Origin of the sequence: Vibrio sp. K4 (assembly GCF_051122595.1) — a bacterium.
Taxonomy (GTDB): Bacteria; Pseudomonadota; Gammaproteobacteria; order Enterobacterales; family Vibrionaceae; genus Vibrio; species Vibrio owensii.
The window spans coordinates 2754739-2778705 of the sequence record NZ_CP178577.1; the positions used below are offsets into that span (position 1 = coordinate 2754739).

General features: G+C 45.9%; 17 protein-coding genes, 4 tRNA genes, 3 rRNA genes and 1 other annotated feature. Of the genes, 8 read left to right on the top strand and 16 right to left on the bottom strand.

Annotation, left to right across the window (positions count from 1 at the left end; all coding sequences use genetic code 11):
* Positions 1-39: 39 nt before the first annotated feature.
* Complete coding sequence (gene phoB, locus ACLIIY_RS12345; RefSeq protein WP_005424836.1) at positions 40-729, bottom strand: phosphate regulon transcriptional regulator PhoB; 690 nt, start codon at positions 727-729, stop codon at positions 40-42.
* A 224-nt stretch (positions 730-953) separates the two neighbouring features.
* On the opposite strand from phoB, the gene rdgC reads away from it, so the two are divergent.
* The 3 genes from rdgC (at position 954) to ACLIIY_RS12360 (ending at position 3692) form a co-directional block, all read left to right on the top strand.
* Complete coding sequence (gene rdgC, locus ACLIIY_RS12350) at positions 954-1868, top strand: recombination-associated protein RdgC (RefSeq protein ID WP_038896022.1); 915 nt, start codon at positions 954-956, stop codon at positions 1866-1868.
* Positions 1869-2034: 166 nt separating this feature from the next.
* The gene (gene yegQ, locus ACLIIY_RS12355; protein WP_005440369.1) at positions 2035-3435 is read left to right on the top strand and encodes a tRNA 5-hydroxyuridine modification protein YegQ; all 1401 of its coding nucleotides are present in this window, start codon (positions 2035-2037) and stop codon (positions 3433-3435) included.
* 2 nt (positions 3436-3437) lie between these two features.
* Positions 3438-3692, top strand: coding sequence for a YfhL family 4Fe-4S dicluster ferredoxin (locus ACLIIY_RS12360; protein WP_104047864.1), 255 nt, complete (start codon positions 3438-3440; stop codon positions 3690-3692).
* A gap of 41 nt (positions 3693-3733) precedes the next feature.
* Here the strand turns inward: ACLIIY_RS12360 and ACLIIY_RS12365 are convergent, their stop codons facing one another.
* The 13 genes from ACLIIY_RS12365 to rluD form a co-directional block, all read right to left on the bottom strand.
* Positions 3734-4042, bottom strand: a complete 309-nt coding sequence (locus ACLIIY_RS12365; protein WP_009705551.1) for a hypothetical protein — start codon at positions 4040-4042, stop codon at positions 3734-3736.
* A gap of 338 nt (positions 4043-4380) precedes the next feature.
* A complete protein-coding gene (gene mepA / locus ACLIIY_RS12370) occupies positions 4381-5217 on the bottom strand; it encodes a penicillin-insensitive murein endopeptidase (RefSeq protein WP_434528552.1) in 837 nt (278 codons plus the stop codon).
* Between the two features lie 12 nt (positions 5218-5229).
* Positions 5230-5562 (bottom strand): DUF1904 domain-containing protein, encoded by a 333-nt coding sequence (locus tag ACLIIY_RS12375; RefSeq protein WP_009705549.1) that lies wholly within the window; start codon positions 5560-5562, stop codon positions 5230-5232.
* Between the two features lie 260 nt (positions 5563-5822).
* Positions 5823-5899: transfer RNA gene (locus ACLIIY_RS12380), tRNA-Trp, on the bottom strand.
* A gap of 35 nt (positions 5900-5934) precedes the next feature.
* Positions 5935-6011, bottom strand: a tRNA-Asp gene (locus tag ACLIIY_RS12385).
* A 31-nt stretch (positions 6012-6042) separates the two neighbouring features.
* Positions 6043-6159: ribosomal RNA gene (gene rrf, locus ACLIIY_RS12390) — 5S ribosomal RNA — on the bottom strand.
* Between the two features lie 90 nt (positions 6160-6249).
* Positions 6250-9140, bottom strand: a 23S ribosomal RNA gene (locus ACLIIY_RS12395).
* Positions 9141-9450: 310 nt separating this feature from the next.
* A tRNA-Glu gene (locus ACLIIY_RS12400) sits at positions 9451-9526 on the bottom strand.
* Positions 9527-9567: 41 nt separating this feature from the next.
* A tRNA-Ala gene (locus ACLIIY_RS12405) sits at positions 9568-9643 on the bottom strand.
* 97 nt (positions 9644-9740) lie between these two features.
* A 16S ribosomal RNA gene (locus tag ACLIIY_RS12410) occupies positions 9741-11293 on the bottom strand.
* The 16S, 23S and 5S rRNA genes sit together here with 4 tRNA genes alongside, the layout of an rRNA operon.
* A gap of 506 nt (positions 11294-11799) precedes the next feature.
* Positions 11800-14373, bottom strand: a complete 2574-nt coding sequence (gene clpB, locus ACLIIY_RS12415; RefSeq protein WP_434527672.1) for an ATP-dependent chaperone ClpB — start codon at positions 14371-14373, stop codon at positions 11800-11802.
* Between the two features lie 146 nt (positions 14374-14519).
* Positions 14520-15248, bottom strand: a complete 729-nt coding sequence (pgeF, locus tag ACLIIY_RS12420; protein ID WP_434527673.1) for a peptidoglycan editing factor PgeF — start codon at positions 15246-15248, stop codon at positions 14520-14522.
* 1 nt (position 15249) lies between these two features.
* On the bottom strand, positions 15250-16227 hold the full coding sequence (gene rluD / locus ACLIIY_RS12425) for a 23S rRNA pseudouridine(1911/1915/1917) synthase RluD (protein ID WP_434527674.1): 978 nt from the start codon (positions 16225-16227) through the stop codon (positions 15250-15252).
* Positions 16228-16363: 136 nt separating this feature from the next.
* Between rluD and ACLIIY_RS12430 the strand changes: the two genes are divergently transcribed.
* From ACLIIY_RS12430 to yjjX, 5 genes are all read left to right on the top strand, one after another.
* Complete coding sequence (locus ACLIIY_RS12430) at positions 16364-17092, top strand: outer membrane protein assembly factor BamD (protein ID WP_009707676.1); 729 nt, start codon at positions 16364-16366, stop codon at positions 17090-17092.
* A 143-nt stretch (positions 17093-17235) separates the two neighbouring features.
* Positions 17236-18705, top strand: a complete 1470-nt coding sequence (locus tag ACLIIY_RS12435) for a transglycosylase SLT domain-containing protein (RefSeq protein ID WP_434527675.1) — start codon at positions 17236-17238, stop codon at positions 18703-18705.
* A 377-nt stretch (positions 18706-19082) separates the two neighbouring features.
* On the top strand, positions 19083-19409 hold the full coding sequence (hpf, locus tag ACLIIY_RS12440) for a ribosome hibernation-promoting factor, HPF/YfiA family (RefSeq protein ID WP_005447957.1): 327 nt from the start codon (positions 19083-19085) through the stop codon (positions 19407-19409).
* 108 nt (positions 19410-19517) lie between these two features.
* Positions 19518-19639 (top strand) — a sequence feature (Phe leader region).
* A 13-nt stretch (positions 19640-19652) separates the two neighbouring features.
* Positions 19653-20831, top strand: a complete 1179-nt coding sequence (gene pheA / locus ACLIIY_RS12445; protein WP_009707679.1) for a prephenate dehydratase — start codon at positions 19653-19655, stop codon at positions 20829-20831.
* Between the two features lie 42 nt (positions 20832-20873).
* A complete protein-coding gene (gene yjjX / locus ACLIIY_RS12450; RefSeq protein ID WP_434527676.1) occupies positions 20874-21407 on the top strand; it encodes an inosine/xanthosine triphosphatase in 534 nt (177 codons plus the stop codon).
* 113 nt (positions 21408-21520) lie between these two features.
* Here yjjX and trpR read toward each other — a convergent pair whose 3' ends face one another.
* Positions 21521-21823 (bottom strand): trp operon repressor, encoded by a 303-nt coding sequence (trpR, locus tag ACLIIY_RS12455; protein WP_005440603.1) that lies wholly within the window; start codon positions 21821-21823, stop codon positions 21521-21523.
* Between the two features lie 13 nt (positions 21824-21836).
* On the bottom strand, positions 21837-23783 hold the full coding sequence (locus tag ACLIIY_RS12460; RefSeq protein WP_334441989.1) for a transglycosylase SLT domain-containing protein: 1947 nt from the start codon (positions 23781-23783) through the stop codon (positions 21837-21839).
* Positions 23784-23967: the final 184 nt, after the last annotated feature.

Here is a 23967-nt window from a genome sequence, read left to right on the forward strand (position 1 = left end):
CATTACTCCAGAAATGGTATTGATAAGCTGCTAGCGATGTTATGCCTTCGTCGAGAAACGGTATCCTGCGCCACGAACAGTTTGGATGAGTTTGTCGTGACCTGCCGCCTCAAGCGCTTTACGCAGACGACGAATATGTACGTCAACAGTACGGTCTTCTACATACACGTTGGTGCCCCAAACGTTGTTTAGCAGTTGTTCACGACTGTAAACGCGCTCTTGGTGCGTCATAAAGAAGTGCAGCATTTTGAACTCAGTTGGTCCCATATCAACCGCTTCATCATTTGCAGTCACGCGGTGAGAAACAGGATCCAATTTCAGACCTTGTACATCAATCACATCTTCAAGCGCAGTCGGTGTTACGCGACGAATAACGGCTTTAAGGCGAGCAACCAACTCTTTTGGTGAAAATGGTTTGGTGATGTAGTCATCCGCACCAACTTCTAAGCCGCGCACTTTGTCTTCTTCTTCACCACGAGCTGTCAGCATCACAACGGGAATGTTGCGAGTTAACTCTTCGCGCTTCATGTGTTTGATGAAGTTAATACCACTGCCACCTGGTAGCATCCAGTCTAGTAGCACTAAATCCGGGAAGGGTTCAGCCAGCTTGGTTACCGCAGAGTCGTAATCTTCTGCTTCTACTGCTTGATAACCTTTCTGTTCAAGCACGAAGCATAGCATTTCGCGAATCGGAGCTTCGTCTTCAACAACCAGAATCCTTCTAGACATAATTGAATAACCTTATGTTAGTTGAGCTAATGAATTTAAAGGACAAAGCGCCCCTCTATGCATAAGCATTATTACTACCAATTATGACACTTTTGTGACCTTTGAAAACAAATTTTCATATAACTTTCTTTTGAGATTCATCATGATCTTTTTCAATTCAATTAGGACAACGCCGGGAAAATTCCCTATGATTAGTCCCTTGTCATCAAGCCTAGAGAAGATTTATGTGGTTTAAAAACTGTCTGGTATACCGCGTTAACCGCGAGGTTAACTTCAACGCCGATCAACTGGAAACTCAACTAGCCGAGTTCCGATTCACCCCTTGTGGCAGCCAAGATAAACAAAAGTTTGGCTGGGTTAGCGCGATGGGTAGAAATGGCGACATGATGACGCACGTTTCTGAAAACCGCATTCTGATTTGCGCAAAGAAAGAAGAGAAAATGCTGCCTGCTTCAGTGATCAAAGATTCACTAAACGCAAAAGTAGAAGCAATGGAAGCACAAGAAGGTCGTCCTCTTAAGAAGAAAGAGAAAGACAACCTGAAAGATGACATCGTAATGGACCTACTGCCACGTGCATTCAGCCGCAGCAGCCACACTTACGTACTTATCATGCCAAAAGAAGGCTTCATCCTTGTTGATGCAAGCAGCTACAAAAAAGCAGAAGACGTGTTAGCACTATTGCGTAAAACAATGGGTAGCCTACCTGTTGTACCAGCAATTCCTGAAGTTGCGATCGAAACGACTCTGACTGAATGGGTGAAAACCGGTGAAACGCCACAAGGCATCACAATGATGGACGAAGCTGAGCTTAAGTCTGTGCTAGAAGAAGGCGGCGTGATTCGTTGTAAGAAGCAAGAGCTTACAACTGATGAAATCCGTAACCACATCGCAGCAGATAAAGTGGTGACTAAGCTAGCACTGAACTGGCAAGATCGTATCGAATTCATCATGGCAGAAGATTCTGGCATCAAACGTCTGAAGTTCTCTGATGAACTAAAAGACCAAAACGATGATATCCCACGCGAAGATCAGGCTGCTCGCTTCGACGCAGACTTCTCTCTAATGTGTGGCGAATTCAGCGCTTTCCTACCAAATCTATACGAAGCATTGGGCGGTTTACCAAACCCTAACGCTTAATTTGGTACAAAGATTAATCATAACGCCCTCACTTTTTTTGAGGGCGTTTGTTTATCTAAACCATAATTCTCCTAGTCACAGGTCACATTTTGACGTAAAATTTGCGCCCCATTTCCATGAGGTGGAATTGGCCTGACTTGTGATCAGATACTAAGAGAATTGAGCAATGACAACAGAGAAAGCATTCGTACCAGAGCTACTGTCTCCAGCAGGTAGCCTTAAAAACATGCGTTACGCATTCGCCTACGGCGCAGATGCAGTATACGCAGGGCAACCTCGCTACAGCCTTCGCGTACGTAACAACGAGTTCAACCACGAAAACCTACAAATCGGTATCAACGAAGCGCATGCCCTAGGCAAAAAGCTTTACGTGGTATGTAACATCCAACCGCACAACTCTAAGCTTAAAACTTTCATCCGTGACCTTAAGCCAGTGGTAGAAATGGGCCCAGACGCACTTATCATGTCTGATCCAGGTCTTATCATGATGGTTCGCGAAGCGTTCCCAGAAATGCCAATTCACCTGTCTGTACAGGCGAACGCAGTAAACTGGGCAACAGTGAAGTTCTGGGCTGCTAACGGTGTTGAGCGTGTGATCGTTTCTCGTGAGCTTTCTCTAGAAGAAATCGAAGAAATTCGCGAGCACTGTCCTGAAACTGAACTAGAAGTTTTCGTTCACGGTGCTCTATGCATGGCTTACTCTGGTCGCTGCCTACTGTCTGGTTACATCAACAAACGTGACCCTAACCAAGGCACTTGCACTAACGCATGCCGTTGGGAATACAAAGTAGAAGAAGGCAAAGAAAACGACGCTGGCCAAATTGTTGAAGCATTCGATCCAAACGAAGCTCAAGCAATCGAAGTCGCTGACGAACGCCCTGAAACGACTATCGGTCGCGGCAAACCAACTGACGAAGTGGTATTGCTTTCTGAAAGTCACCGTCCAGAAGAAAAAATGGCGGCTTTCGAAGACGAGCACGGCACTTACATCATGAACTCGAAAGACCTGCGTGCAATCCAACACGTAGAGCGTCTAACTAAGATGGGTGTTCACTCTCTTAAAATTGAAGGCCGTACTAAGTCTTTCTACTACTGTGCGCGTACGGCTCAGGTTTACCGTAAGGCGATTGATGACGCAGTTGCTGGTCGTCCATTTGATGAAAGCCTAATGGGTACGCTAGAAAGCCTAGCTCACCGTGGTTACACAGAAGGCTTCCTACGTCGTCACACTCACGACAGCTACCAAAACTACGATTACGGCTACTCTGTATCTGATGCTCAGCAGTTCGTTGGTGAATTCACTGGCAAACGTCGTGGTGACATGGCTGAAGTTGAAGTGAAGAACAAGTTCATCGTTGGTGACAGCCTTGAACTAATGACGCCAAAAGGCAACGTAATCTTCACGCTAGAAGCGATGGAAAACCGTAAGTCAGAATCAATTGAAGACGCAAAAGGTAACGGTCACTTCGTATTTATCCCAGTTCCAGAAGACATGGATCTAGAATACGGTCTGTTAATGCGTAACTTAAATGCAGGTCAGGATACCCGTAACCCAACTGGTAAGTAATCATGGCACTACTTATTACCGATAAGTGCATCAACTGTGATATGTGTGACCCAGAGTGCCCTAATGGTGCAATTACTATGGGTGACAGCATTTTCGAAATTGCCCCTGCTCTATGTACAGAGTGTAAAGGTCACTACGAAAAACCAACATGTCAGTCAGTGTGTCCAATTACGAAGTGCATTATTACCGACCCAAATCATGTAGAGACTGAAGAGCAATTGCTAGAGAAGTTTGTGATTATTCAAGGGTTAGCGTAATCGAAAGAGGTTCAACTTTGCCGACAAAGTTGAACCTTTTTTTAACCCGATTTTTCGATAGGATAGATATTACAAAACAGCTCTTTCTCGAAGTGATACTCTAGCCTCTCACGCCAATTTTCAGCTTGCGAGACAGGGATCAGATAAAAGTTCTCCCTACTTGTATCAGTAACGAAAGCCATTCCATATTGCATCAGCTCGTAATGCACGTCATTAACAAAGCCTGGGTCAAGGCGTTGGCGCCCAGTCAGGTGATTAACATCCTCTCGAGTCAAAAAGACTCCTTTAGTATCACTGCTAAATCTGTGTCTTAACCACTCTGCAAACTCTTTTGCACAAATCATAGTCATGGTTTTATCCTTGATTAACTCTCGATGGGGAAAAGCCTCCTTACCCATCTCAATACACTTGTCTGCGTTGTCGTTTGTCCTTCACCAACCAACAGACATATTGTTAAGAAATCAGAGAATCGCGACGAAAAGATCTTTCTTAATATTGAATTGCTACCACATTTAAAAACCATGCAACTCATTGTTTATATGAGATTTCTATAATATGTCACAAAAACCCAAAAGGTCAGTTTTTGTACTGGTATTATTCACTGTAGACAAAAGTATGATCTTTCTCCAGTTTCATAATAGAGATCAAGAGAAAGCATCTTTGGTATTTCGTTGGTAGGACTTGCCACCTATTTCTGCGTAATAAGCGGCTGACATTGTGCTGGCAGTATCTTTTTCTTCTTAGGTTTAGGCGTCACCTTCGTTTTTTTTGTCACAGGAGGAGGCGTTGCTTTCGGCTTCCAACTTGCTAACTCTGCTCCACAACCATCTCCTGCTGGTGGCGGCGCTTGGTTAACACAATTAGAGCTCGACTCAGGGCAAGTTAATCTTACGTGGAAGTGGTAATGATGCCCCCACCAAGGGCGAACCTTACGTAACCAGTTTCGGTCTTTCTCACCTTCTTGCTTACATAATTGCTCTTTAATCACTGGATGAACAAAGATACGAGCAACATCCTGACTCTTCGCTGCACTCCGAATCAGTTCAAAGTGCCTATCTTCCCAACGGTGTTCTAGAATCTTGTATTTTTTAAGATCGACGACACTGATGGGTTTTGGAAGTTGAAGCTCATTGTAAGAAAGCGGTTCATCAGCCAAGCGCAGCCAAATATCAATATCCAAGCCGGTTTGATGACTAGAGTGGCCAGTAGAAAAACGTCCACCGCGAGCTAGGGATAAGTCCCCAATAAGTAACGTTGTGTTGAGATCTTGATTGGCTTTTTTCGCTAACTCTTCAACAAAGCTAATCGTGTGAGGGTGCCCATAGTAACGCTTCGTTTTACTGCGTAAAACCTGATAACCAATACCATCAAGCGGGAGAGGAGAAGCTCCATCTAAACAGCCATTAGCATAACTGCCGATAGAAGAGGATGTGTTATTTGTGGGACCAGAGACCTGCTCCCACGGAGTAGCATAAAGAGAAGCTGAGAATAGAAAACTTAAACAAAAAGAAAGACTCAGCTTCATCACGCTCATTCCTTAATAGTGGTCACCATTATCATAGTAGCCTTTAGGAGAGAGTGCAGAGAAAATTACCGCAACATCGATATCTTCACCGACAATACCACGAACTTGCTCAGTAATCGCTTTAGCCACTTTATTCTGAGTCTCTTGCCCACGGTCAAACCACAACACCTCAACAAAAGGATAAGCAGCACTTACTTCACCTTCGCTAAAAAATGTACTGTAGATGTATTCGAAAGTGAAATCTTCACGAGGACAATCCATTAATGGTTGCAGTTCATCGGTAAGAGGTTTTGATAGCGCTTGAACCGTTTGAGGCTCAACAGCTCTAAATCGAAGATGTGGCATAGACTTGCTTCCTAATTATTAGAATTCAGCGCCGATAATAACAGGAACTCGCTCTCTTATCACGCTGAGAGCTTGCAGGCATGCATAAGCCTAAATACCTTAAGGCACACAACTGTTGCTAGGTTACTTGAGAAGAGATGACTTATAGGCCTACGGAGCAGCCTGCACTTCAAATACTTTAAATACCTTCTCTCAGAGAGAAATTTGAAAAGGCCGCAGACATGAAAAAGGCTCTAGTCTTTCGACTAGAGCCTTGAATATGGCAGGGGTGGAGAGATTCGAACTCCCAACACGCGGATTTGGAATCCGCTGCTCTGCCAATTGGAGCTACACCCCTGTTGTTCGTGTTTAATGAGACGACTCTCGAATAAGTGGCGGAGCGGACGGGACTCGAACCCGCGACCCCCGGCGTGACAGGCCGGTATTCTAACCAACTGAACTACCGCTCCGCACTGGTTAGACCTAAAGTCTAAATTTAAAGCCTGGCGATGTCCTACTCTCACATGGGGAAGCCCCACACTACCATCGGCGCTAATTCGTTTCACTTCTGAGTTCGGAATGGAAATCAGGTGGGTCCAAATCGCTATGGTCGCCAAGCAAATTCTTTAATTCGGAAAACTGATGTTAAGTTCTATTTACACATTCAATGTTCTTGCATTGAGTCCATCAAAACCCCTTGGGTGTTGTATGGTTAAGCCTCACGGGCAATTAGTACAGGTTAGCTCAACGCCTCACAACGCTTACACACCCTGCCTATCAACGTTCTAGTCTCGAACAACCCTTTAGGATACTTAAAGTATCAGGGAAGACTCATCTCAGGGCTCGCTTCCCGCTTAGATGCTTTCAGCGGTTATCGATTCCGAACTTAGCTACCGGGCAATGCGTCTGGCGACACAACCCGAACACCAGAGGTTCGTCCACTCCGGTCCTCTCGTACTAGGAGCAGCCCCCTTCAATCTTCCAACGCCCACGGCAGATAGGGACCGAACTGTCTCACGACGTTCTAAACCCAGCTCGCGTACCACTTTAAATGGCGAACAGCCATACCCTTGGGACCGACTTCAGCCCCAGGATGTGATGAGCCGACATCGAGGTGCCAAACACCGCCGTCGATATGAACTCTTGGGCGGTATCAGCCTGTTATCCCCGGAGTACCTTTTATCCGTTGAGCGATGGCCCTTCCATTCAGAACCACCGGATCACTATGACCTGCTTTCGCACCTGCTCGAATTGTCATTCTCGCAGTCAAGCGGGCTTATGCCATTGCACTAACCTCACGATGTCCAACCGTGATTAGCCCACCTTCGTGCTCCTCCGTTACTCTTTGGGAGGAGACCGCCCCAGTCAAACTACCCACCAGGCACTGTCCGCAACCCCGATTAGGGGTCGACGTTAGAACATCAACACTACAAGGGTGGTATTTCAAGGACGGCTCCACAAATACTGGCGTACTTGCTTCAAAGCCTCCCACCTATCCTACACATGTAGGGTCAATGTTCAGTGCCAAGCTGTAGTAAAGGTTCACGGGGTCTTTCCGTCTAGCCGCGGGTACACTGCATCTTCACAGCGATTTCAATTTCACTGAGTCTCGGGTGGAGACAGCGTGGCCATCATTACGCCATTCGTGCAGGTCGGAACTTACCCGACAAGGAATTTCGCTACCTTAGGACCGTTATAGTTACGGCCGCCGTTTACCGGGGCTTCGATCAAGAGCTTCGACCGAAGTCTAACCCCATCAATTAACCTTCCGGCACCGGGCAGGCGTCACACCGTATACGTCATCTTACGATTTTGCACAGTGCTGTGTTTTTAATAAACAGTTGCAGCCACCTGGTATCTGCGACTCTCGTCAGCTCCATCCGCAAGGGATTTCACCATCAAGAGCGTACCTTCTCCCGAAGTTACGGTACCATTTTGCCTAGTTCCTTCACCCGAGTTCTCTCAAGCGCCTTGGTATTCTCTACCCGACCACCTGTGTCGGTTTGGGGTACGATTCCTTACAATCTGAAGCTTAGAGGCTTTTCCTGGAAGCATGGCATCAATGACTTCACTACCGTAGTAGCTCGACGTCGTGTCTCAGCCTTAAGAGAAACCGGATTTACCTAATTTCTCAGCCTACGCACTTGAACCTGGACAACCGTCGCCAGGCCCACCTAGCCTTCTCCGTCCCCCCATCGCAATTGTAAGAAGTACGGGAATATTAACCCGTTTCCCATCGACTACGCCTTTCGGCCTCGCCTTAGGGGTCGACTTACCCTGCCCCGATTAACGTTGGACAGGAACCCTTGGTCTTCCGGCGAGGAGGTTTTTCACCCCCTTTATCGTTACTCATGTCAGCATTCGCACTTCTGATACGTCCAGCATGCGTTACCACACACCTTCAACCGCTTACAGAACGCTCCCCTACCCAATGCACTAAAGTGCATTGCCGCAGCTTCGGTTTACTACTTAGCCCCGTTACATCTTCCGCGCAGGCCGACTCGACCAGTGAGCTATTACGCTTTCTTTAAATGATGGCTGCTTCTAAGCCAACATCCTGGCTGTCTGAGCCTTCCCACATCGTTTCCCACTTAGTAGTAATTTGGGACCTTAGCTGGCGGTCTGGGTTGTTTCCCTCTCCACGACGGACGTTAGCACCCGCCGTGTGTCTCCCGGATAGTACTTACTGGTATTCGGAGTTTGCAAAGGGTTGGTAAGTCGGGATGACCCCCTAGCCTTAACAGTGCTCTACCCCCAGTAGTATTCGTCCGAGGCGCTACCTAAATAGCTTTCGGGGAGAACCAGCTATCTCCAGGTTTGATTGGCCTTTCACCCCTAGCCACAAGTCATCCGCTAATTTTTCAACATTAGTCGGTTCGGTCCTCCAATTGATGTTACTCAATCTTCAACCTGCCCATGGCTAGATCACCTGGTTTCGGGTCTATATCCAGCGACTGAGTCGCGCAGTTAACACTCGCTTTCGCTACGGCTCCCCTAGATGGTTAACCTTGCCACTGAATATAAGTCGCTGACCCATTATACAAAAGGTACGCAGTCACACCACGAAGGTGCTCCTACTGCTTGTACGTACACGGTTTCAGGTTCTATTTCACTCCCCTCACAGGGGTTCTTTTCGCCTTTCCCTCACGGTACTGGTTCACTATCGGTCAGTCAGTAGTATTTAGCCTTGGAGGATGGTCCCCCCATATTCAGACAGGATATCACGTGTCCCGCCCTACTCGATTTCACTTTAAATGCGTTGCCGGTTACGGGGCTATCACCCTGTATCGCACAACTTTCCAGAAGTTTCACCTGACGCATAAAAAGCTTAAGGGCTAGTCCAATTTCGCTCGCCGCTACTTTCGGAATCTCGGTTGATTTCTTTTCCTCGGGGTACTTAGATGTTTCAGTTCCCCCGGTTCGCCTCGCTGCGCTATGTATTCACGCAGCGATACTTACTTATGTAAGTGGGTTTCCCCATTCGGAAATCCCAGACTCAAATGGTTTTTACTACCTAATCTGGGCTTATCGCAAGTTAATACGTCCTTCATCGCCTCTGACTGCCAAGGCATCCACCGTGTACGCTTAGTCACTTAACCATACAACCCGAAGGAGTTTCGAGTTGATGTTCAAATCACCAAAGTTGTCTCTCATTATTTGAATGAGCGAGAGACATTTCGATTTTGCCGGACTCAATTTCGAATAATCACTGTAAAAGTGATATTCCCAAGAACACTTGAATGTGTTTTTTGGTGTTTGTCATAAAGACAAACATTGAGAACTTTACAAACAATCTCCTATCTATTTAAAGACAAGGATTGTTTTGTCAGCTTTCCAAATTGTTAAAGAGCTAATCACTTCTTATGAAGTAACCATTTTTAAAAACTCTCAAGAGAGAATGTTTAAAGATGGTATCCCGTAGGGGAGTCGAACCCCTGTTACCGCCGTGAAAGGGCGGTGTCCTAGGCCTCTAGACGAACGGGACACTGTAGGTTGTTTTGCTAAAAGCAGAAACAATGCAGCTAGTGGTGGAGCTAATCGGGATCGAACCGATGACCTCTTCGCTGCCAGCGAAGCGCTCTCCCAGCTGAGCTATAGCCCCACATAAATCGCTTCAGCATTTTATGCAGAACCAATCTTTGCTCTGAAATCTAAACCATATCAATCTGTGTGGACACTCATCGTGAGTAATCATCGTTTAAGGAGGTGATCCAGCGCCAGGTTCCCCTAGCGCTACCTTGTTACGACTTCACCCCAGTCATGAACCACAAAGTGGTAAGCGTCCTCCCGAAGGTTAAACTACCTACTTCTTTTGCAGCCCACTCCCATGGTGTGACGGGCGGTGTGTACAAGGCCCGGGAACGTATTCACCGTGGCATTCTGATCCACGATTACTAGCGATTCCGACTTCATGGAGTCGAGTTGCAGACTCCAATCCGGACTACGACGCACTTTTTGGGATTCGCTCACTATCGCTAGCTTGCTGCCCTCTGTATGCGCCATTGTAGCACGTGTGTAGCCCTACTCGTAAGGGCCATGATGACTTGACGTCGTCCCCACCTTCCTCCGGTTTATCACCGGCAGTCTCCCTGGAGTTCCCGACATTACTCGCTGGCAAACAAGGATAAGGGTTGCGCTCGTTGCGGGACTTAACCCAACATTTCACAACACGAGCTGACGACAGCCATGCAGCACCTGTCTCAGAGTTCCCGAAGGCACCAATCCATCTCTGGAAAGTTCTCTGGATGTCAAGAGTAGGTAAGGTTCTTCGCGTTGCATCGAATTAAACCACATGCTCCACCGCTTGTGCGGGCCCCCGTCAATTCATTTGAGTTTTAATCTTGCGACCGTACTCCCCAGGCGGTCTACTTAACGCGTTAGCTCCGAAAGCCACGGCTCAAGGCCACAACCTCCAAGTAGACATCGTTTACGGCGTGGACTACCAGGGTATCTAATCCTGTTTGCTCCCCACGCTTTCGCATCTGAGTGTCAGTATCTGTCCAGGGGGCCGCCTTCGCCACCGGTATTCCTTCAGATCTCTACGCATTTCACCGCTACACCTGAAATTCTACCCCCCTCTACAGTACTCTAGTCTGCCAGTTTCAAATGCTATTCCGAGGTTGAGCCCCGGGCTTTCACATCTGACTTAACAAACCACCTGCATGCGCTTTACGCCCAGTAATTCCGATTAACGCTCGCACCCTCCGTATTACCGCGGCTGCTGGCACGGAGTTAGCCGGTGCTTCTTCTGTCGCTAACGTCAAATGATAGTGCTATTAACACTACCACCTTCCTCACGACTGAAAGTGCTTTACAACCCGAAGGCCTTCTTCACACACGCGGCATGGCTGCATCAGGCTTGCGCCCATTGTGCAATATTCCCCACTGCTGCCTCCCGTAGGAGTCTGGACCGTGTCTCAGTTCCAGTGTGGCTGATCATCCTCTCAGACCAGCTAGGGATCGTCGCCTTGGTGAGCCATTACCTCACCAACTAGCTAATCCCACCTAGGCATATCCTGGCGCGAGAGGCCCGAAGGTCCCCCTCTTTGGCCCGTAGGCATCATGCGGTATTAGCCATCGTTTCCAATGGTTATCCCCCACATCAGGGCAATTTCCTAGGCATTACTCACCCGTCCGCCGCTCGACGCCGTTATCGTTCCCCGAAGGTTCAGATAACTCGTTTCCGCTCGACTTGCATGTGTTAGGCCTGCCGCCAGCGTTCAATCTGAGCCATGATCAAACTCTTCAATTTAAGATTTTGTTCGGCTCAATGAATACTGAACATTACATAAGTAATGTTTGAATTGACTGTGCTGAATCTTTCGATTCAATGGTCACTTCGTTTCATTGAAACCTAATTTGAAACCGAAGTTTCTAATTGGATTATCATCAACGAGTGCCCACACAGATTGATAGGTTCTTATTTTTAAAGAGCACACTCTGAAGTTCTCTTCAAAGTGGACGGCCATTTTAGCGAGATAACTTATCGTGTCAAACACTTTTTTAAGTTATTTCTCTGTGAGTTACTTTCTAACTCACTGACCTTGTTATCTCGGCTTCGCTTTGTTTGCTTTCCCGTGACAACGGAGGCGCATTATAGGGAGTTCGTTTAGGAACACAACCCTATTTTTCAAAAAAACTTATCTTTTTGGTTCGTTCGTATAGAAAACAATCAAAACCCGATAAAAGTGCATTAAAAAGGGGGCTACCGCCCCCTAAACCTTGAACTTCGTCTCACTTTTCACTGCATTAGTGAAATTACTGGTGAGCAATAATTTGGTCATTGTTCACAACCAGCTGTACTTTCTTATCTGGTAATATTTGACCAGCTAAGATTGATTTCGCTAGTGGGTTTTCGACATTTTGTTGAATGGCTCGTTTTAAAGGACGCGCACCATAGACAGGATCGAAACCAACTTGAGCAATTAAATCGAGTGCTTTCTCGGACACCTCTAACTGATAACCTTTTTCTTCTAGACGTTTCGCTAGACGCGCTAGCTGAATAGAAGCAATCGACTTAATGTGCTCTTGACCAAGAGGATGGAAGACCACACTTTCATCAACACGGTTTAAAAACTCTGGGCGGAAGTGTTTGCTGACCACATCCATCACTTCATTCTTAATACCTTGGTAATCCAGAGTAGCAAAGTTCTCTTGGATGCGAGCTGAACCTAAGTTAGATGTCATGATCACTACAGTATTACGGAAATCAACCGTTCTGCCCTGACCATCAGTTAGTCGACCATCATCCAATACTTGCAGCAGAATATTGAACACATCTGGATGCGCCTTCTCTACTTCATCTAATAGGATGACAGAATAAGGTTTACGGCGAACCGCTTCTGTTAGATAACCACCCTCTTCATAACCAACGTAACCCGGAGGCGCACCAACTAGTCTTGCCACAGAATGCTTCTCCATGAACTCTGACATGTCAATGCGTACCATTGCGTCTTCGCTATCGAACATAAAGCTCGCGAGTGTCTTACACAATTCCGTTTTACCCACACCTGTTGGACCTAAGAATAAGAAGGAACCAATCGGTTTGTTTGGATCCGATAAGCCAGCTCGGCTACGACGGATTGCATTTGATACCACTTCAACCGCTTCCGCCTGACCAATCACGCGTTTGTGCAGAACCTCTTCCATGCGGAGCAGTTTTTCTTTTTCTGCTTCGAGCATTTTAGAAACGGGGATACCCGTTTGCTTAGAGAGTACTTCTGCAATCTCATTGTCCGTCACTTTGTTACGCAGCAGCGTCATCTCTTGCATTTCAGCTTGAGTAGCAAGATCGAGCTGTTTTTCAAGTTCAGGAATACGGCCATATTGCAGTTCCGACATGCGGTTTAGATCACCAGCTCGGCGTGCAAAGTCCATATCCATTCGGGCTTGCTCTAACTCACTTTTAATATGCTGAGTACCAGATAGTGCTGCTTTTTCTGCGTTCCACACTTCTTCTAGCTCTGCATATTCACGTTCTTTTTCGTTCAACTCGTCGTTAAGCACGTCCAAGCGTTTTTCACTTGCTTCATCATGCTCGTTACTCAGTGCTTGCTGTTCGATCTTAAGTTGGATGATTTTACGTTCGAGTTTATCTAGCGATTCTGGCTTAGAGTCGATCTGTAGACGAATACTAGAAGCGGCTTCATCAATAAGGTCGATTGCTTTATCAGGCAATTGACGATCCGAAACATAGCGATGCGACAAACTTGCGGCAGCCACAATCGCTGGGTCGGTAATCTCTACGTGATGGTGAAGCTCATAGCGTTCTTTTAAACCACGCAGAATTGCAATGGTATCCTCAACACTTGGCTCATCCACCAGCACTTTTTGGAAACGACGCTCAAGTGCAGCATCTTTCTCTATATACTGACGATATTCATCTAGTGTTGTAGCGCCCACACAATGAAGTTCACCACGAGCCAGCGCTGGTTTTAGCATGTTACCGGCATCCATAGAGCCTTCACCTTTACCTGCGCCAACCATAGTATGAAGCTCATCAATAAACAGAATGACGTTGCCTTCTTCTTTGGCTAGTTCATTCAATACCGACTTCAAGCGCTCTTCAAATTCACCACGGTACTTCGCGCCCGCAACAAGTGCGCCCATATCTAATGAAAGCACTCGGCGACCACGTAGCCCCTCTGGAACTTCATTATTAATGATGCGCTGAGCCAAACCTTCTACGATTGCTGTTTTACCAACACCTGGTTCACCAATGATCACAGGGTTGTTTTTAGTACGGCGTTGCAATACTTGGATGGTACGACGAATTTCGTCATCACGACCAATAACCGGATCCAACTTACCCTGCTCTGCACGTTCAGTAAGGTCTATGGTGAACTTTTCCAACGCTTGTCGAAGTTCTTCCGCATTCGGGTCATTAACCTTTTGGCCACCTCTGATCTTTTCGATCGCTTGACTCACTTTTTGCTCGGTCAAGCCCATCTCTTTCAATAACTGACCAAGTAGACCACGGTCTTCTAATGCTGCAAGCAAAAAGACTTCGGAAGAGATGTAGGAGTCCTGACGCTTTTGAGCCACTTTGTCGCACAAATTGAAAAGTGTACCCATAGAGCTAGACAGCTGAACATCACCGCCGATGCCACTGACTTTAGGCAGTCGGTCTAACATTTCGCTCAATTTAGAGCGTAGATGAGTTACGTCGACATCTAACATAGTTAGTAGTGGACGAATTGGGCTACCGTTCTGATCAAGCAATGCCACCATTAGGTGCACTGGTTCGATATATTGATGATCGCGCCCTAACGCTAGTGACTGAGCATCAGAGATAGCGATTTGAAACTTACTTGTGAATCTATCAAGACGCATATCTTTCTTCCTAACCTCAACTTAAGGAAATTCTTTTGACAGTTAGAAAGATGGATACGCAGAGAGGGAATTTCAAGGGAGTGAATTAATAAAGATAGCTTTGCAAAAATGAAGCTATGCATCTCAACACTTTTGCGTAGTAGTGATCAGTCCTCAATCCAAATAAAAGTAGCTTGTCGACCTGTCACACCATCACGGCGGTAGGAATAAAAGTCATTTTTGTCTTGGACAGTACACAGGCCAGAGTCAAATACTTGAGTGACACCAAGTTTGTTGAGACGTTGAGTAGCAAGCTTAGCCATATCCGCCAGCCACTTCCCTTCAATATCACGAGGAGTAAAGGCTTGGTGAGCTTGTGAATCAAAATCCACAAAGGCTTGCAGAACATCTTCACCGACTTCAAATGCTTGAGGGCCAATTGCAGGACCAAGCCACGCCATTACCTCACCAGAAAACAACTCTAGTGCATTTTCAACGATGCCATTTGCTAAGCCGCGCCAACCAGCGTGAACAGCCGCCACTTGGGTACCTTGCGTATTGGTTAATAGAACAGGCAAACAATCCGCTGTCATGGCCGAGCACACAACCTGACTTGAAGAGGTAAACACACCATCTGCATTAAGTACTTGCTTTGTAGGAGCGCTTGCTTGAGCTACTACTGTAGAATGGGTTTGGTTCAACCAGATTGGCGCACTAGGCATCTTTGCTTGCTGCGCCAACCAGTCACGGTTCTTTTCTACGATGGACAAGTCATCCCCAACATGCGCCCCCAAATTTAGCCCTTGATAAGGCGTCGTCGAAAAGCCATCGACTCTGGTAGAGGCGAAGGCTTTTACGTTTTTTGGTGCTGGCCAGTTAGGAATAATTGTCTTCATATTAGAACTCGTCAGGTAGACCGAACTCTTCTGTATCTTTACGCAGCGCTTCTGTCATTTCTACCATGTCGTCAGGTACAGGAGCGTGGAACTCTAGCTCTTGACCAGTAACAGGGTGTTCAAAACGAAGCATTACCGCGTGCAGAGCTTGGCGGTCAAAGCCACGGATCATTTCCGTTAGCTCTTGTGATGCGCCAGTTGGGATGCGAGCACGACCACCGTAAGCAGTATCACCTAATAGTGGATGCTGTAGGTAAGACATGTGTACACGAATTTGGTGTGTACGACCCGTTTCTAGACGCAAGCGAATACGTGTGTGCTCACGGAAATGTTCTGCCACACGGTAGTGAGTAACAGCATGTTTACCCATTGGAGCAACCGCCATTAGCGTACGTTTAGTAGAGTGACGACCAATTGGTTTATCTACTTTACCGCCCGCCGTCATACGACCGATTGCAATCGCTTCATACTCACGAGTGATGTTACGTTTTTGCAGCGCGCGTACTAGACGAGTTTGTGCTGGTACGGTTTTCGCTACCACCATTAGGCCTGTTGTATCTTTATCTAGACGATGCACAATACCTGCACGAGGTACTTCGGCGATGTCTGGGTAATGATGCAACAATGCGTTTAGTACAGTGCCATCTGGCGTACCCGCACCTGGGTGTACTACAAAATCACGAGGCTTATTGATTACGATGATGTCTTCATCTTCGTAGACGATATCGAGAGGGATATCTTGTGCTTCCCAGCGTTCTTCATCTTCCAGCTCGGCTTGCAAGGTAATTTCCTCGCCACCCATTACTTTGGTGCGAGGTTTAGTGACAACTTCACCATTCACTTGTACTTTCCCTGCAAGCAACCACTCTTTCAAGCGAGAGCGAGAGAAGTCCGCGAATAATTCGGCGATAGCTTGGTCTAAACGTTGACCTAATTGGCTATCTTTTACGGTGTTGGTTAAAACAATCTGCTGAGCCATATCGAACTTTTTTAAAAACTGTGAGACTAATGCTCACGACTGTGGAAAAATAGACTATTACGTCATTGTATCTGTTACTGGAAAGAAAGTAACGGCAGCTTAAGAAATATTTAGATTCAAGGAACAGACTCCTGATATGAAACATCAGACTTTAACAGGCCTTTTAGCGGTATCCCTTCTGTTTGGCTGTGCAAGCAAAGAAGAAATCGTTCCTGATGTGCCACCTTCTGAACTGTATGCAGACGCGCAAACTTCTCTGCAAAGCGGTAACTGGCTTTCTGCCATCGAAAAATTAGAAGCTTTGGATTCGCGTTACCCGTTTGGTGCCTACTCTGAGCAGGTACAACTTGACCTTATCTACGCGTACTACAAAAACGATGACCTAGCATTAGGTCTGGCAACAATCTCTCGCTTTATGCGTTTGAACCCTACTCACGAAAAAATGGACTGGGTTTTATACATGCGCGGTTTGAGCCACATGGCACAAGACCGTAACTTCATGCATGACCTGTTCAACGTAGACCGTAGTGACCGTGACCCAGAGCCAGTAAAGAAAGCATTTGATGATTTCAAAAAGCTGCTCGATCGTTACCCGAATAGCCCTTATGCGGAAGACTCGCAAAAACGCATGGTGGCATTGAAGAACCGTCTTGCTGACTACGATCTTGCAACCGCAGACTTCTACTTACGTCGTGAAGCATGGATTGCAGCAATCAACCGTGCGCAAGAGCTGCAAAAAGCGTTTCCTGATACAGAAGCCGCTCGTAAGTCACTTGAGATTCAGCTAGAAGCTTACAAACAGTTGAAACTGGATGATTCAGTTGCCAGGACTGAAGAGCTGATAAAGCTCAACCCAGTTAACTAATCTTAAGCCGCCACAGCCCCAAACTGTGGCGGTTTTGTTTTATTCCGCATTAATTTTTGTTTTATCCTTTCTCCTTATCACATTCACTTCCTTGATGATTTTTTAAGCGACACATATGCTTAAAGTTCTCCTCCACCATCAACATGGATGTGAACGTGACACTATCAAAGTTATGGACGGGACTGTTGATCCTACTCTCCGCGTCGAGTTTTGCTCTCGAGCTATCTCCTCTTAGACAGCCGCCTTACACTGGCGATCTCGATGTCATCAAAGAGAAAAACGTCTTGCGCGTGTTGGTATCAGCCGATTTGGGTTTCTATTACATAGAGGGAGGAGAGCCAAAAGGGATTGGCGCTGAGTTGCTTGCGCATTTTGAGAGAGATTTACGCAAACTCAAACCTAAGATCAATATTCAAATCATTCCTGTATCTCGTGATGAGCTGCTTCCCTCCCTTGAACAAGGGTTAGGAGATTTGGTTGTTGCGAATCTCACCATTACCGACGCACGTAAGAAGTTGGTTGATTTTAGTGATCCTGCCATCACGGGCATTGAAGAATGGGTAATCACCAATAAGAAAACACCAGTGATGACCAAACTTGATCAGCTAAGCGGCAAGGAAATATGGGTACGCGCCAGTTCAAGTTACTTCGAGAGTATTCAGGCATTAAACAAACAACTTAACAAGAAAGGCTTACCACCTGTTGTTGTGCATTTCATAGAAGAAACACTACAAGACTACGAATTGGTGGGAATGCTCAACAATGGCTATGTCAAAGCCATCGTTCTTGATAGCCACAAAGCCAAGTTGTGGATGAGCTTTATGGAAGATATCCGTGCTCATACCAAAATCCCAATCCGTAAAGGCGGTGAGATCGCTTGGGCAATGCGTCACGACAGCCCTGAGCTAATGAAAGTGGTGAACAAATTCATTCGCACAGCCAAATCTGGCACCTTACTTGGTAACGTCATTTACGGTAAGTACATCGACAACACCAATTGGTTGAACAAGGCATTGAACCCGAAAAAGATTGCTCAGCTTGAAAAGCTCTCTGCTCTGTTTTCTAAATATGGGGAGAAGTACGACTTTGATTATCTGCTGATCGCTGCAGTGGCTTATCAAGAGTCGGGGTTCGATAACAACTTAGCGTCTAGCCGTGGCGCAGTTGGTATCATGCAAATCTTACCAAGCACTGCGAGTGACCCGAACGTAAACATAAAAAACATTCGTAACTTGGAAAACAATGTTCATGCAGGCGTGAAATACATGGCATTCCTGCGCCGCTACTACTTCAGTGATGAGGCAATCAGCAAAGAGAACAAACTCTACTTAACACTCGCGGCATACAATGCCGGGCCAGGAAACGTTGAAAGAATGCGTAAGCGCGCGGCTCAACAAGGCTACGATCCCAATGTTTGGTTTAACAACGTTGAGGTGGTGACGCGTAGGAGCTTGGGGGAAACCGTAAGATATGTGACCAATGTGAATCGCTACTACGTGATCTACAAGCAGCTAGAGAGCCTTGATCTCGCGAAAACGCTGGATAACGTTTTACTTGTTCCAGACGATCCCGTTTTTATGACGCCGCTGAGAAGAGTCAGTCAAACCCCATAAACAGAGAAACTCTAAATAGAAAACCAAAAACGCCGCTCAACGAATTAAGCGGCGTTTTTGAATCTAACTTACTGTGCACTTTAAGAGTGATCTGATTCACATCTTTGTTCTGGTTAATTTTTAACTAACTAGAATTACAGGCCGTATAACTCCCCTAAAAACGGGTTAGTTTTCAGCTCAGTACTCTATCCAATCTAATGATTTCAAATCCGATAACAAGCAATTTTCACATAAATCTCAGCAGTTCTTGAGTGAGATCACATTCATTTTCCATCTCCAAAAAGCCGCTCAAAATAGTGATCAAGATCACATTCTTTTATCCTCAAAGCGGTAATCTGAATTCAACCCATGAGGGATGAAACAGAGGAAAAACATTTATGACAATGAACATCACTGGTAAAAACATCGAAATCACCTCTGCAATCCGTGCTCATATTGAGAGCAAATTTAAAAAGCTGGAGAAATGGCAAGTAGACATCATTGGATGCCAAGCAACTTTCAGTGAGGAACCAAACAAACAGAAGAAATTCGAAGCCGTTATCAAAGTTCCTAAAGGCCAGCTAATCGCCTCAGCAACTCACGAAGATCTTTACGCAGCTATCAATGAAGTGGAGCAAAAACTAGAACGACAACTGAATAAGCTGACCCACAAACCTGAAGCTCGACGTGCGAATAAGCCTGAGCTAGTGGAAGAAGAAGAGTAAACCGTCCAGATTGAGGAAGTAGCGCCGAAAGGCGCTATTTTTTTGCTTGACGCTCCCCGCCTGCTTGCTTATTGTGTTTAAACACTCACAAATTAAGCACTATTTATGCATTCAACAAACCTGTTTCTTTTTGACTTCTTTTTCCTTCCATAGTTGGAGGGGCTAACTCGTTTGTGAAAGAAAAGTCAAAAACAAACAGAAAGCCTCCCAAATCGGGGGGCTTTTTTTATAAGGAAAGAATTGATGACTGACCAACCTATTTCCCTGGAAGAAATTCGTTTACGTTTGAATGAGCTGGATGACGAGCTGCTAAGCCTGTTGTCAGAACGCCGCAAGCTCAGTATTGAAGTCGCTAAAAGCAAAGTTCAAACGTCGAAACCTGTTCGTGATGCAGTCCGTGAACAACAACTTCTAGTAAAACTGATCACCAACGGCCGTGATAAATACGAACTCGACGCTCAGTACATCACCAAACTTTTCCATACCATCATTGAAGATTCTGTTCTTCTTCAGCAAAGCTACTTGCAGAACTTGGTTAATCCACAGCAAAGTCGCAAGCCTCTTGCTCGCGTTGCTTTCCTTGGTGCAAAAGGCTCGTACTCTCACCTTGCGAGTCGTGAATACTTCAGCCGTAAGAATACAGAACTGATTGAACTCAACTGTGAACATTTCAAAGAAGTGACTCAGACTGTGGAATCTGGCCATGCAGACTACGGTGTACTTCCAATTGAAAACACTAGCTCTGGCTCAATCAACGAAGTTTACGACCTACTGCAACACACAACACTGTATATTGTTGGTGAACTGACTCAACCAATTGAGCACTGCCTCGTAGCGACCAAAGACATTCGTCTTGAGAACATAAAAACACTTTACTCACATCCACAACCACACCAGCAATGCAGCGAGTTCCTAAGCCGCATGAAAGGCGTGAAGCTAGAGTCCTGCGCAAGTACTGCAGATGCAATGCAGAAGGTACAAGAGCTTAACCGTGATGACGTTGCGGCAATTGGTAATGCTTCAAGCGGTAAACTTTACGGCTTACAAGCCATTCAAGGCAACATCGCAAACCAAACAGAAAACCACACTCGCTTTATCGTTGTCGCACGTAAACCTGTAGAAGTATCGACGCAGATTCCAGCGAAGACCACATTGATCATGTCAACGTCGCAACAAGCTGGCTCTCTGGTTCAGACACTCTTGGTACTTCAGCGTTACGACATCAACATGACCAAACTAGAATCACGTCCAATTATGGGTAACCCATGGGAAGAGATGTTCTACGTAGACCTTGAATCTCACCTAGGTTCTAGCGAGATGCAGCAAGCGATTGATGAGCTAACTAAGATCACTAAGCACTTGAAAGTGTTAGGTTGTTACCCAAGCGAGAATGTAAAACCCACTCAAGTAAAACTGAGCTAAGGGATTATTGTAAGTAAAAAGAACATGGTAGGTAAAAAGATCATGGCAACCCAAAAAGTCGTTATCGCGTCCCTAAACCCAGCGAAAATCAAGGCTGTAGAGAGTGCTTTTCAAAGCGCTTTCTCAGAGCAAAGTTTTGAGTTTGTTGGTGTCAGTGTTCCAAGTGAAGTGGCAGACCAACCGACGTCTAATGATGAAACACATCTTGGCGCATTAAACCGAGTTCGTAACGCCAAAGCAAAAATGCCAAATGCGGATTTCTATGTCGGTTTAGAGGCCGGAATTGAAGGCAAAGTCACATTTGCTTGGATGGTGATTGAGTCTGACACGCATCGTGGGGAATCTCGCTCAGCAAGCTTGATGCTACCACCAGAAGTGCTCCAAAAACTTGAACATGCCAATGAGCTTGGCGATGTGATGGATGAGGTATTTGGTACCGACAACATCAAACAGAAAGGTGGCGCAATTGGTCTACTGACTCAAAACCAACTGACGCGCAGTTCGGTCTATCATCAAGCGTTGATTCTGGCGTTGATTCCTTTTACCAACCCAGAACATTTCCCAGCTAATCTATAGCTGCACGGAGCTTATTACGAGCTTTAAATCTCATAGCAGCGATAGCACACATTAAAAAGGGCGGAGATTCCGCCCTTTTTGCTGCTTATAACTCAGAGAGTTCAACTCAAAGATTATTGAGCCCCCTGCTCTAGCAATGTCTTGAGTTTGTCTTTGTCCGCATCAGATTTCGACTTTAACTCATTCGAACCACGAGTGATGGTAGCAATACCCACTCCAAGCATTTGACTGATTTGACGCTGCGACAGCTCACCTTTGAGCAACTCATTTAGAATGTTGACGCGTGCGGTGAGCGATTCTCTTTCATCCGGCGTCATTAACATGGTCAACAACATCTCGTGTTGCTGGTTATCCACGCTAGAACGGATCAGTTCGACAATCTGTTGCCAGTCTTTGTACTCAGGTTCGTGTGACATCAAGTTACCTCACTCAATACTTGGTATTGATCTCATTTGGGGTCAAGAACGAACCATCTACACCTAAAAGGTCGCGATAGTAAGTTTCAAACATCAAAATGTTCTGCACATAACCACGCGTCTCTTTAAATGAAATTGCTTCAATAAAGGAATAAGCGTCGACTTTTCCTTGTGTTCGATCTCGCCACATTTTTACTCGGTTAGGTCCTGCATTATAAGCAGCGAGCGCAAAAATACGATTATTATCGTAATCCTCCATCAAACCTTGTAAGTAGTGGCTACCAATCTCGATATTCTTACCCACGTTGTACAGGTCTTGCGTACCTTGATACTTGAGCTTGTACTTGTTCGCCGTGTACTTAGCCGTCGCGGGCATAATTTGCATTAGGCCACGAGCACCAACAGGCGAACGCGCCTCCGAATCCAATGCACTTTCTTGTCGAGCGAGTGACATCATCGTAATCGGGTCGATGTTGTGTTTCTCAGCGTAGAAGTTAAACCACCAGCGATGCGCCACCGGGAAACGCAATGGGATGTTATCCCACATTTCCGCCTGAATACTCGCAATCACAGTGAGGTTGTGCCAACGCTTAGAAGCGGCATAAGCGGCAAGTTGCGTTTTCTCTTCTTTACTAACACGACGAAGCAAATGGGTCCATTCACTCTTCGCTGCGGCAATTTTGTCGGTCGCGATAAGCTCTTCAATACGTGCCAAAGATTTCTGGTATGGCTGAACTGCTTTCTTGTCTAACTTAACGGAACTCGATGGGTACTTAATTGACTGACCAATCGCATTGGCCGCAGCAACGCTGTAAAAGTTACGCTGGCCGACCAATTTCGACAAACGTTGCTTACCCGCAGTAGCATCACCCAAAGCGATTTCACTACGACCTAGCCAGTATTGCCACCGAAGCGTTGCCTGTTCCTTGTCATTTAAAACCGCAATCCACTTCTGTACGCCTTTCCAATCGCCGTTTTGAATCGACAAACGAATGCGGCTTTCAATCAAGGGTAAATTCTTACTCGACTTCGTTTTATCATCACGCCAATTTGCTAATGAGTCCGACTCAGTACGAATCAAACGGATCGCAATGTAGTCAGCCAGAGCTTGCGCTTTCTCAGGGGAGAACTTTTGGCCTTTCACAACCGCAGCATACGCATCTTGCGCTTGCTTAGTATTTTTACGAGCCAATTTCTCTAACGCATATTCACTCTGAGCGCGATTGAAATCATTAGCCGGTTGTTTCTTAGCAAATGCAGCGACCGTTTCTGGTTTATCAAACAGCGCTTTCATTGCTTTAGCTTGCTGCTTCGCTTTGGCTGATTCTGGCAGTTTCTGCAGGTAACTCATTAAGCCACCATTACGAGCATCAAACGCCAGCAACATACGCTGAAGAATCATCTCATCGGTGCGCTCACCCGCTTTGTCCCACGCAGAGAACAATGGGTCACACTCGTCGGCGATACTTTTGCCGCGCAGCCACATGTGCTCTGCGCCTTTAAAGGCAGCAACTTGTTTACCCTGCTCTAATTGAGCGACATAAAAAATACACTGGTAACGCTCACCACTTGGCTCCACTTTTTGGAACTCGGTAATGGTTTTCCAATCTTTCTGACGATAAAGGTTATCTAAGTAAGGGGCGCGAATTCGACGTGAGAATGGAAAAGCCTCGTGGTCATTAATAAATTCGTCTACCTGTTGTGGAGACTTACTCGATAATTGCCTCAGAAACACCCGGTAATCCACATAAGGTGTCAGTGGATAGTCGGCGATTTTAGAACGGATAGATAAGTAACCATCAATGTCGTTCTTATCTAATAAATCCTGAGCTTGCTCATAGACTTGGCGCTGTTTTTCAAGGCTCAGCGCAGCGTTTGCTGACACGCTTACCGCACATAAAGCGGCTGCGTAGCATACTCTTTTAGCCAATTCAGATACGTTGAATCTCATGTGCGTCATTTTCCCCAGACGTTTATCGCTTCACTTCTTACCACTGGTGAATACAAGGCGCGGTAAGTCATAAAGCATATGCATCTATTTACACCGTATTAAGTTCTTATTGTAAAGCGACTTGATGTAATAAATGTTGTACTCGTAAAACTTTAGAACCCTTCAAAGCAAATAGATTCCCGACAATTCATCC